The organism is Olleya sp. 1-3 (assembly GCF_002836085.1).
Lineage (GTDB): Bacteria > Bacteroidota > Bacteroidia > Flavobacteriales > Flavobacteriaceae > Olleya > Olleya namhaensis.
In genome coordinates this window covers 271,300-282,247 of record NZ_PJBW01000006.1, presented here as the reverse complement: position 1 = coordinate 282,247, position 10,948 = coordinate 271,300, and the positions used below count along the sequence as shown (strand labels likewise).

The 10,948-nt window shown below is 33.8% G+C and carries 9 protein-coding genes and 1 tRNA gene; 6 read left to right on the top strand and 4 right to left on the bottom strand.

Features of this window, described 5'->3' with window-relative positions:
• Window positions 1–260: 260 nt before the first annotated feature.
• Together CXF54_RS09155 and CXF54_RS09150 are read right to left on the bottom strand one after the other, a co-directional pair.
• Window positions 261–1,781 (bottom strand): OmpP1/FadL family transporter, encoded by a 1,521-nt coding sequence (locus CXF54_RS09155; protein ID WP_101203305.1) that lies wholly within the window; start codon window positions 1,779–1,781, stop codon window positions 261–263.
• Between the two features lie 32 nt (window positions 1,782–1,813).
• Window positions 1,814–2,803 (bottom strand): hypothetical protein, encoded by a 990-nt coding sequence (locus tag CXF54_RS09150; RefSeq protein ID WP_101203304.1) that lies wholly within the window; start codon window positions 2,801–2,803, stop codon window positions 1,814–1,816.
• 101 nt (window positions 2,804–2,904) lie between these two features.
• Here CXF54_RS09150 and proS point away from each other — a divergent pair, with 101 nt between their 5' ends.
• From proS to rpsT, 3 genes are all read left to right on the top strand, one after another.
• Window positions 2,905–4,383 carry a proline--tRNA ligase gene (gene proS / locus CXF54_RS09145; protein ID WP_101203303.1) on the top strand — a complete coding sequence of 493 codons (1,479 nt, stop codon included), beginning with the start codon at window positions 2,905–2,907 and terminating at the stop codon, window positions 4,381–4,383.
• 147 nt (window positions 4,384–4,530) lie between these two features.
• A tRNA-Glu gene (locus tag CXF54_RS09140) sits at window positions 4,531–4,602 on the top strand.
• Between the two features lie 32 nt (window positions 4,603–4,634).
• Window positions 4,635–4,886: a 30S ribosomal protein S20 gene (gene rpsT, locus CXF54_RS09135; protein ID WP_028282655.1), complete on the top strand. Its 252-nt coding sequence runs from the start codon at window positions 4,635–4,637 to the stop codon at window positions 4,884–4,886.
• Between the two features lie 321 nt (window positions 4,887–5,207).
• Here rpsT and rho read toward each other — a convergent pair whose 3' ends face one another.
• A complete protein-coding gene (gene rho, locus CXF54_RS09130; RefSeq protein WP_090840101.1) occupies window positions 5,208–6,917 on the bottom strand; it encodes a transcription termination factor Rho in 1,710 nt (569 codons plus the stop codon).
• Window positions 6,918–7,210: 293 nt separating this feature from the next.
• Between rho and CXF54_RS09125 the strand changes: the two genes are divergently transcribed.
• Window positions 7,211–7,624 (top strand): DUF4293 domain-containing protein, encoded by a 414-nt coding sequence (locus CXF54_RS09125; RefSeq protein ID WP_090840099.1) that lies wholly within the window; start codon window positions 7,211–7,213, stop codon window positions 7,622–7,624.
• 86 nt (window positions 7,625–7,710) lie between these two features.
• On the opposite strand, the gene CXF54_RS09120 is transcribed toward CXF54_RS09125, so the two are convergent.
• A complete protein-coding gene (locus CXF54_RS09120; RefSeq protein WP_101203302.1) occupies window positions 7,711–8,205 on the bottom strand; it encodes a metallophosphoesterase family protein in 495 nt (164 codons plus the stop codon).
• 154 nt (window positions 8,206–8,359) lie between these two features.
• On the opposite strand from CXF54_RS09120, the gene truA reads away from it, so the two are divergent.
• On the top strand, window positions 8,360–9,109 hold the full coding sequence (gene truA / locus CXF54_RS09115) for a tRNA pseudouridine(38-40) synthase TruA (protein WP_101203301.1): 750 nt from the start codon (window positions 8,360–8,362) through the stop codon (window positions 9,107–9,109).
• Window positions 9,102–10,874: an ABC transporter ATP-binding protein gene (locus tag CXF54_RS09110; RefSeq protein ID WP_101203300.1), complete on the top strand. Its 1,773-nt coding sequence runs from the start codon at window positions 9,102–9,104 to the stop codon at window positions 10,872–10,874. Before truA ends, CXF54_RS09110 begins: the two co-directional genes overlap by 8 nt.
• Window positions 10,875–10,948: the final 74 nt, after the last annotated feature.

The window sequence follows — 10,948 nt, the reverse complement described above, 5'->3', positions numbered from 1 at the left end:
GGTGGTGTCTTGTTTAGTTTTATAGGGTTAGAATATATCTTGGTTGGTAATAGATTAGTTTTATTTAAATTTTTAGTAAATCTATTTTGTACTTACTATTATTTTAAATTAGGCATTAGGCATTAGGCATTAGGCATTAGGCATTAGGCATTAGGCATTAGGCATTAGGCATTAGGCATTAGGTATTAGGCATTAGGCATTAGGCAAAAAAAAACCTGAACATTCGTTCAGGTTTTTAATTTATATAAATTAAATATGACTTATAGTTTAAACCCTAAGGTTAAAGTAATATTTGAGTTTTTAGTATCTAAGGCAACAGGGTTGGTTAAACCAACATTATAAAACTGTTCGCTTCTGTCTTGTTTAGAGCTCGTGTAAGCTAAGTCTAGGTTAGTATTACCAAAGTTGTACCCTAATCCTAATGAGTAACCTGTAAGGTCTCCTATTATAGTATCATCAGCATATGGGCTTTCTTCTATTCTGTAGCCACCTCTAAAACTTAATTGTTTTACTTTATATTCCGCACCAATCTTGTAAGTTGAAGCAGCAGTTAACACATTTGCCATTAAAGCGTTTTCTGCGCTAAAAGCGGGGTCTGATGTTGGTTTAAATTTTGTTTTACTGTAATCACGTCTTGAATAATCTACACTAATTAAACCTTGTGTACCAAAAACATATGCTAAACTACCTGTTATTTTACTAGGTGTTTGTATTCTATAGCTTTCAAAAATATTTAAAATATTTGGGTCTACAACTTGATAAAAATCACCTAGATTTTCGTCAGAAACAAATGTTTCAACATATTGTGTTGTTTCATCTTCAAGACTCATCCATGTTGGAGACTCATAAGTTATTCCTGCTCTTAGCTCGTTAGTTAATTTAAAGATTCCTCCTAACTGAAAGGAAAATCCAGATCCATTTGTGGCTAAGGTATTTTCAAATAACACTTCTTTAACAACAGATGCTGCATCATTATTAGTTTCATAAAAACTAGTAAAACGCTCATAGTTTAAAAAATGAGAATTAAGATTTAATCCGAAATATGTGTTTTCTCCATATTGTGTTCCAATGTTAAAGCTTATTTTTCCATTATATCCAGTCGCGATGTAATTATAGTCTTGCTGAAAAGAGTTTCCTGCAATATTACTGCTATATAAAGTATTATCATCATTGGTGTTGGCAGGCTCTAAAATATAAGAGTCGTACCCTAAAAAAGCTTGTTGGTTAGTGTAACCATACGCGCTACCTATTTCTGAATAAGCTTGAGAGGTTGTTTCTCCTGGAAATGCTGATATCTCGTCAAATCGCAAACCTTGTGCGTTTGCAAGAAAGTATTCACCAATACTGGTGTTTCCTGTTCCGTTAGCTTTCCAGTCGTTGTCGTAATTTTTAGTAATGTCATACTCTATAGCTAAAGAAAATTTTTTCCAAGGAGAGTCTGTTTTTTTGTTTTCAAATATAAAAACACCACCACCTTGATTTAAGTTAAAATCGGAGTTTGAAGCATTTCCTCTTCCATTAAAATAATTAGTATCAGTATCTTTATTATCAACACCTAAAGAGAACGAAGCATAGCTACTTGTAAAAACAGCAGATCCTGCAGGGTTAATACTAATAGCACTTAAATCTCCTCCTAATGCTCCAAAAGCACCACTCATACTTTGAAAACGAGCTGTTCCTGAAATTTCACCAGTAGAGTATCTTAAGGCGTCATTAATATTTTGGGCCTGACTTATTGATATGGATAAGACACCCATTATTAATATGATTACTTTTTTCATAGATTTTTTTTAAATTTTTTTCCTTTTCAATTTTAACCTCTTCCTCTTCTTGAACTTCCACTAGATGAAGAACTACTTCTTGAAGAAGAGCTACTTCTAGTAGAGCTTCTTGACGGAGTTGACGTTCTAGGTGTAGAATTATTAGTTCTAGGAGTAGAGTTGTTAGTTCTTGGTGTTGTGCTATTACTTCTTGGTCTAGTACTAGTTCTTGGTCTAGTAGTTGTGCTAGTTCTAGGTCTAGTTGTAGTACTTGTTCTTGGTCTAGTTGTTGTGTTAGATCTTGTTCTAGTAGTTGACCTTGATCTTGTTGTTGTGCTTCTTGAGTTTATTCTTGTATTTGATAAACCATTTCTGCTTGAGTAGTTACCACGTCTTCCTGAGTTGTAAGAAATACCTCTTCTATGGTATCCATTGTTGTAAGCATATCCGTACCCGTACCCATTACCGTAAAAAGGGTGCCCCCAATATGGGTTGTTAAATCCGTTATTCCATCCCCAGTTATTCCAACCGTATCCGTAACCAAATCCTGCATTCCAACCCCAGTTATTATATCCCCAAGGTCTATTCCAACCCCAGTTATTGTAACCCCAGTTGTTATAACCCCAATTGTTATAACCCCAGTTATTGTAACCCCAACCAAAGTTGTTGTTAAAACCATTGTCATACACATTGATAACAACAACCTCATTAGTTGCTCCCCAACCTGCATTTTGATTGTTTTCCTCTAAAGACTCATCATAAGATCCTTGGTAAGAGTCAATATCCGTAAATACATCATCATTATTTTGGCTGTACACTTCGGCGTCTAACGCTTTTTCTTTAAAGTAGTTAGTGTAGTAGTCATTATTGTTTTCTGCTGGTAGTGCAACAGTTTCTTGTTCTACATTTTCGGTAGTAGTCCCGTAGATGCCATCACTTGTTTGTCCAACATATTGGTAAGATCCGCATGAACTTAAAGCTAAAACAGCTAAAAGAACCGTGAAAGCGGGTATTTTGTTAGATAAGTAGTTAATTAATTTCATAACGTGTTGTTTTTAATTGTTGAACATTACAAAAATAGTTAGTTTTGCTGAACTATTTTATTATTTAACATAATCACAATTTTTGTGCCAAAATACTGTATATGAGTAAAAAACTAACAAGTAGAGCTGAAAATTATTCCAAATGGTATAACGAATTGGTTGTAGAGGCTGATTTAGCTGAAAATTCGGCAGTAAGAGGCTGTATGGTTATAAAACCTTACGGCTATGCAATATGGGAGAAGATGCAAGCAGAATTAGATAAAAAGTTTAAAGAAACTGGACATCAAAACGCTTATTTTCCATTATTTGTCCCTAAAAGTCTGTTTGAAGCTGAAGAAAAGAATGCTGAAGGCTTCGCAAAGGAGTGCGCAGTAGTTACGCATTACAGACTTGAGAACGATCCAGATAAACCAGGAAAACTTAGAGTTGATCCTAATGCTAAGCTTGAAGAAGAATTAGTTGTAAGACCAACTAGTGAAGCTATTATTTGGAGCACCTTTAAAGGTTGGGTACAATCGTATAGAGATTTACCATTATTAATTAATCAATGGGCTAATGTGGTGCGTTGGGAAATGCGTACACGTCTATTTTTACGTACAGCAGAGTTTTTATGGCAAGAAGGACATACGGCACATACAACAAAACAAGAAGCGATTGCTGAAGCAGAATTAATGAATAACGTTTACGCGACGTTTACAGAAGACTTTATGGCTATTCCTGTTATTCAAGGATTGAAAACAGAAAGCGAACGTTTTGCTGGAGCTGATGAAACGTATTGTATAGAAGCTTTAATGCAAGATGGAAAAGCACTACAGGCTGGAACGTCTCACTTTTTAGGACAAAACTTTGCTAAAGCATTTGATGTTAAGTTTACATCTAAAGAAGGAAAGCAAGAATATGTATGGGCAACATCTTGGGGAGTATCTACAAGGTTAATGGGTGCGCTAATTATGACACATAGTGATGATCATGGATTAGTATTACCTCCAAAATTAGCACCAAACCAAGTTGTTATTGTTCCTATATATAAGACAGACGAACAATTGGAAGCTATTACAGAAGTGGTTAATGGTATAATGACAGAGTTAAGAAGTAAAAATATTTCTGTGAAGTTTGATAATAGAGATACGTATAGACCAGGCGCTAAGTTTGCACAGCATGAACTGCAAGGTGTGCCATTAAGAATAGCGATAGGGTCAAGAGATCTAGAAAACGGTACTGTGGAGCTTGCTAGACGTGATACATTAACTAAAGAGGTTGTTGCATTAGATACTTTAAGGGATAGAGTGGAAGGCTTAATGACGGAAATACAAGATACTTTGTATAAGAAAGCATTAGATTATAGAGATACGCACATCACAGAAGTAGAAACTTTTGATGAATTTAAAAAAGTTTTAGAAGAAAAGGGTGGATTTATCTCTGCACATTGGGATGGAACTGCCGAAACTGAAGATAAAATTAAAGAAATTACCAAAGCAACGATTAGATGTCTTCCTTTAGACGGAAAAATTGAAAAAGGAATTTGTGTGCTTACTGGCAGAGAATCAGCACGTCGCGTATTATTTGCAAAAGCATATTAAATTTTTTTTAATTTTTTTTGTAAAAATTGTTGCAACACTTAAATATAGTTGTATATTTGCACCCGCAATGGAAACGTTGCTAAGTTATTTGAAAGAGTTTGTAAGTTTAAAAAATATGTTTTATATTTGCGCTCTCAATAATCAAATGGCCCGTTCGTCTATCGGCTAGGACGCATGGTTTTCATCCATGTAAGAGGGGTTCGATTCCCCTACGGGCTACAATTTTTATAAAAAAAAATAAGGAAACAAAAATGGCAAATCACAAGTCAACTTTAAAAAGAATCAGAAGTAACGAAGCTAAGCGTTTGTTAAATAAGTACCAACATAAGACTACACGTAACGCTATTAAAAAGTTACGTGAATTAGAAGACAAGAAAGAAGCTGAAGCTTTATTTCCTTCTGTAGTGTCTATGTTAGACAGATTAGCTAAGAAAAATGTTATTCATACTAACAAAGCTTCTAACTTAAAATCTAGTTTAGCTAAGCATGTAGCTGCTTTATAATTAGCTTTTAGTTTCTAAAAAATTATAAGTGCTTCATTTAATGGAGCACTTTTTTTATGCCTTATATTTTGGAGGTCCTTAACTAAGATTAAGTGTATTGTCCTTTGGTATCGCGTTAGCGGTAGTAGTGGATAGCTTTTGGCGAGCTTGTGCTTTGAGCCAAAACTTGTAACGGATGACGCGACCTTTAGCCTGTGCTTGAATCAGGATATAGGTAACGCCCTAAAATAAAATAGAACTGGTAAGCTTCCGTGCTTGCTTTAGCGCATAAAAAAAGCCTTAACAATTGTTAAGGCTTTTTTAGTTTATGTGTTTTAGTGTCTAACCATTCATTGAGATTAAAAACTCTTCGTTGTTTCTAGTCTGTTTAAAGCGGTCGTTTATAAATTCCATAGCTTCTACAGGGTTCATGTCTGCAAGGTACTTGCGCATTACCCACATACGTTGTATGGTTGTTGCGTCTAATAAGATATCGTCACGACGTGTGCTTGATGATGTTAAATCAATTGCCGGGAAAATACGACGGTTAGATATTTTACGATCTAATTGTAGTTCCATGTTACCGGTACCTTTAAATTCTTCAAAGATAACTTCGTCCATTTTAGATCCTGTTTCTGTTAATGCTGTTGCAATAATAGTTAGTGATCCTCCATTTTCTATATTACGTGCAGCTCCAAAGAAACGTTTTGGTTTGTGTAATGCATTTGCATCTACACCTCCAGAAAGTATTTTTCCTGATGCTGGTTGTACGGAGTTGTATGCTCTGGCTAAACGTGTTATTGAATCTAATAAGATTACAACATCGTGTCCACACTCTACCAATCGTTTTGCTTTTTCTAATACGATGTTAGCAATTTTTACATGCTCATGCGCTTCTTTATCAAAAGTAGAAGCAATAACTTCTCCACGAACATTACGTTGCATGTCTGTTACTTCTTCAGGACGCTCGTCAATTAGTAATATCATTTGGTATACTTCAGGATGGTTTGCTGCAATAGCATTGGCAACATCCTTTAAAAGCATTGTTTTACCTGTTTTTGGCTGTGATACAATCATACCACGTTGTCCTTTACCTATTGGTGCAAACAAATCCATGATTCTTGTAGAAATAGTCGCTTGCTTTTCGGCAATATTGAATTTTTCTTGTGGAAACAAAGGTGTTAAATGCTCAAAAGCAACACGATCTCTAACCACATTTGGGTTTTGACCGTTTATTTTGCTTACTTTAATTAACGGGAAATATTTTTCGCCTTCTTTTGGAGGTCTTACTTGACCTAATACTGTATCTCCTACTTTTAATCCAAATAAGCGGATTTGAGATTGCGATACATAAATATCATCTGGTGATGATAGGTAGTTATAATCTGAAGAACGTAAAAAACCATAACCATCTTGCATGATGTCTAAGACCCCTTCGCTTTCTATTATTGCGTCAAATTCAAAATCTGGTTCTCTGTAACGGTTACGGTTGTCTTTGTTACCGTTATGCTGGTTACCGTTTTTTTGATTTTTCTGATTTTTTTGGTTAGCATGTTTAGGACGGTTAGGCTGCTTGTTGTCGCTTTGCTTATCGTCTTTACTGTCGTTAGACTGCTTATTTTTTTGATGATTGTGAACCGGTTTTTTTGGTTGTGGTTTAGCAGGTGCTTTTGCTTTAACCTCTTTTTCACTCACTTCTTTTTTAACTAGTACTTCTGCTTCTGCTTCCGGTTTTAAATCTAATTGCGGTGGCGTAGTAGGTGCTGCTTTTTGAATAGGCTTGCTAACTCTCGCTCTTTTAGGCTTTGGAGCAGTTGGCTTATCTGTAGTTTCTGCTTTTACGGGAGCTGCCTTTTTTACTGGCGCTTTTTTAACAGGAGTATCCTCTTTTTTTACTTCTAAAACAGCTTTTGGATCTGCTGCTTGTTTATCAAGTATTTGATATACTAAGTCTAATTTTTTTAATGAACGAAACTTTGATACGCTCAGTTTTTTAGCTATATCCTGCAATTCAGGAAGCTTCATTTCTTTTAATTGTGAGATTTCAAACATTGATGTTGAATTAACTTATGTGTTGATGTAATTTGAATTGTTTATTTCTTGAAGAAAATAAGATATACTTCTGAAGAATTAACGTTCTGCTAGTGTGAGTGTTGCATTGCGTTACTGCAATTATACAACATTTATTTCAATTTTTTATTTATGTGTCTATGTTTATTCCTTTTTAATTGATGTACAGAAGTTTGTGATTGTGATTTGTGATTTATGCTAATTTTTAGTGCTAGATGTTTCTTTTATAGGAAAAGAAACTATATTTTTGTTTTTCAATATTTTGAAATTTTTATATGTTACAACGCATTCAAACTGTTTATTTATTAATTGTTGCTGTAGTTTCTGGTGGGTTAATCTTCACTTTTGATTTATGGACAACAACTAATGAAGTCGTAGTTTTTGCAAAAGATGAACTAGTTATTTTTGGTTTGTTTTTAGGATCTGCGGTGTTAGCACTAATTTCAATTTTCAGTTATAAAAATAGAAAGTCTCAATTTATGTTGGGACGACTAAATCAGATATTAAATTTAATTTTACTAGGATTTTTCGTGTACCGAACCCTAAGCGCATCTGGAGAAGCAAGTGATGTTTCTGAGAAAGGTGTTGGGATCTTCCTTCCTGTTATTTCTATCGTCTTTTTGATTTTATCAAACAGAGCCATTAAGAAGGATGAAGATCTTGTCAAATCTGTGGATCGATTACGTTAAACCTAACATCTTAGTAGTATTAGTGCGAGAAAAAACCGAAGCGAAAGCTTCGGTTTTTTTGTTTTATAGCAGTTTTATTAAGTCTTTTATTTTCTTGGGTATTCTATAACTTCTAGATTATCAATTTTTCCATTATCTATTGTAAAGCGTAACATAGTTCTCACGTTGTGAAACCCATGTATGCCGATTGCGCCGGGATTCATGTGTAATAATCCTAGCTTTTTGTCTGGCATAACTTTTAGGATATGTGAGTGTCCACAGATAAAAAGTTTTGGAGGGTTTGCCTTTATTTCTTCTCTAATTCTAATATTATATCTATTTGGATAACCACCAATGTGTGTAATCCAAACATCAACACCTTCAATAGTAAATCTATTGTTTTCAGGAAATTCAGCTCTAGCTTTATCATTATCTATATTTCCCCAAACGGCACGTAAAGGTTTAAGGGCTTTAATAGCATCTGTTACTTTTAGATCTCCAATATCTCCAGCGTGCCAAACCTCGTCTGCTTGTTTGATATGGTTTAAAACCGCATCATCAATATGACTGTGAGTATCGGATAGTAATAATATTTTTTTCATTTATGCTGAGTTTTTTTCAGGACGCTGCGTTTAAGTATTACTGTTGCCTGTTTTGTTTATTTTATGTAAACTATTCTTAAAAAATAAGGCTTCGGACTTTAAGCTTCTGTCTTTATATTATCTTTGCTTTTTAATATGTAAAAATACAGCTTTCTTGCGCTATTTTATAGAATTATCTTATAACGGAACAAATTATCATGGTTGGCAAAAACAACCAAACGCTATATCTGTACAAGAGGTTTTGGAAAAAGCTTTATCTACTATTTTAGGAGAAACCATTGTTGTGATGGGTGCAGGACGTACAGATGCGGGTGTACATGCTAAACAGTTATTTGCGCATTTTGATACAGCGGTTGTTTTTAATGCAGATAAATTGCAGTATAAATTAAACTCGTTTTTACCAGAGGATATTGCTATACAATCTATTTTTAAAGTCAAGGAAGATATACATGCACGTTTTCATGCAACAAGCAGAGCGTATTTATATCGTGTAGCATTGCAAAAAAGTCCTTTTAATGTAGATCAAGCTTATTTTTTAAAGCATGCTTTGGATATTGAGAAAATGAATGAAGCGACAAAAATTTTGTTTGATTACAAAGATTTTCAGTGCTTTTCAAAAACACATACGGATGTCAAAACGTACAATTGTGATATTATGGCAGCCCAATGGAAACTAATTGATGGCGAGTTACAGTTTACGATTAAAGCCGATCGCTTTTTAAGAAACATGGTAAGAGCTATAGTTGGTACATTGATTAATATTGGTGTTGGTAAGATTAAAGTTGAAGATTTACATACTATTATACAATCTAAAAACAGATGTAATGCTGGTTTTTCTGTTCCTGCAAAGGGATTATATTTAACAGAAGTCGCTTACCCTGATACAATAAAACTAAATGACTAAGACAAAAGAAAACATATTTGATTTAGAGTTGTTTAAACGCTTGTTTAAATACACAAAACCTTACAGAACCGTATTTTATGGATTGATTTTATCTGTATTGATATTAGGCGCTTTAAGTATTGCAACGCCAGTATTACTTAGAGAAATTATTGATGAGCATTTGGTTAAAAAAGACTACAATGGTTTTGTTTATCTAATTGTTTTAATGATTGTCTTATTGGTGGCGCAAGTTGTACTTCAGTTGTTTTTTATATTCTATTCTTCATGGTTAGGATTAAAAATGGTAAAAGACATACGTGTCAAATTATTTGACCATATCCTTAGTTTTAAAATGAAATATTTTAACAACTCTTCTGTTGGTGTTTTAATTACAAGAGCGGTCACAGATATGGAGCGTATTGCTTCTGTTTTTGGGGATGGCTTATTTACAATTATCAGAGATTTACTAGTTATGGTAGTTATTTCTGGAGCTATGTTATATTACAATTGGCAGTTAAGTTTAATTGTATTTGTGACTTTACCTATTGTTTTATTTGCAACTAAAATTTTTCAACGTTACATGAAACGTGCGTTTGAAGATGTGCGTAATGAGGTGTCTAACTTAAACTCGTTTGTGCAAGAGCGTGTTACGGGTATGAAAATATTACAACTCTTTACAAGGGAAGATACCGAGTATAAAAACTTTAAAGAAATTAATAATCGTCATAAAAAAGCCTGGTTAAAAACGGTTTGGTACAACTCGATATTTTTTCCGATTGCAGAATTTTTAGGATCGTTAACAACAGGTTTAGTCGTGTGGTTTGGTGGTTTAAATATATTAGTTGAAGGCAGTAATGTTACGCCTGGAGATTTGTTTATGTTTATTACCATGATCCCGATGTTGTTTAGACCTTTGCGTCAAATAGCAGATAAGTTTAATACGCTTCAAATGGGTATGATTGCTTCTAATCGTGTTTTTAAAATATTAGATACGACCTCTCATATTGATAATTCAGGACACTTAATAGCAGATAATTTTAAAGGTGCTATCAACTTTGATAAGGTGCATTTTAGTTATGTTGAAGATGAAGAAGTTTTAAAAGGCATTAGTTTTAATGTTAATGCTGGAGATACGGTTGCAATCGTAGGTGCTACAGGAGCAGGAAAAAGTACAGTTATTAATTTATTAAATCGTTTTTACGAAATTAATTCAGGTACTATAGCTGTTGATAATACAGATATTAAGGATTATACTTTAGTTTCTTTAAGACAGCAAATAGCAGTTGTGTTACAGGATGTGTTTTTGTTTGCAGATACTATTTTAAATAATATAACATTAAATAGTCCAGGTATTACTGAAGTAGATGTTGTAAAAGCAGCCAAAGATATTGGAATACACGATTTTATTATGAGTTTGCCAAACGGTTACCATTATAACGTTAAGGAAAGAGGTGTGATGTTATCTTCAGGACAACGACAATTAATTTCTTTTTTACGTGCGTATGTAACCAATCCAAGTATTTTGGTGTTAGATGAAGCCACGTCTTCTGTGGATTCGTATTCAGAGCAATTAATACAAACAGCAACAGAGAAAATAACAAAAGGACGTACGTCTATAGTTATTGCTCATAGATTAGCAACCATCCAGAAGGCAGATAATATAATTGTTATGGATGCCGGTTTAATTGTGGAGCAAGGAACACATGACGAGTTGCTTAAAAAAGAAAATGGGTATTATAAGAATTTATACGAAGTACAGTTCTTGCAAGCAGAGAAGGTGGCTTAATTTCTGCTTAAGCAGAAATGTAATTACCCTTAAGGCATATAGTGGTTATTGATTTTTAATGACTAATATTTGAT

What these genes read in the sequence shown, in the direction of transcription:
- CXF54_RS09155 (WP_101203305.1), bottom strand. Translation starts at nt 1,781, where the DNA reads ATGAAAAAAGTAATCATATTAATAATGGGTGTCTTATCCATATCAATA.
- CXF54_RS09150 (WP_101203304.1), bottom strand. Translation starts at nt 2,803, where the DNA reads ATGAAATTAATTAACTACTTATCTAACAAAATACCCGCTTTCACGGTT.
- proS (WP_101203303.1), top strand. Translation starts at nt 2,905, where the DNA reads ATGAGTAAAAAACTAACAAGTAGAGCTGAAAATTATTCCAAATGGTAT.
- rpsT (WP_028282655.1), top strand. Translation starts at nt 4,635, where the DNA reads ATGGCAAATCACAAGTCAACTTTAAAAAGAATCAGAAGTAACGAAGCT.
- rho (WP_090840101.1), bottom strand. Translation starts at nt 6,917, where the DNA reads ATGTTTGAAATCTCACAATTAAAAGAAATGAAGCTTCCTGAATTGCAG.
- CXF54_RS09125 (WP_090840099.1), top strand. Translation starts at nt 7,211, where the DNA reads ATGTTACAACGCATTCAAACTGTTTATTTATTAATTGTTGCTGTAGTT.
- CXF54_RS09120 (WP_101203302.1), bottom strand. Translation starts at nt 8,205, where the DNA reads ATGAAAAAAATATTATTACTATCCGATACTCACAGTCATATTGATGAT.
- CXF54_RS09110 (WP_101203300.1), top strand. Translation starts at nt 9,102, where the DNA reads ATGACTAAGACAAAAGAAAACATATTTGATTTAGAGTTGTTTAAACGC.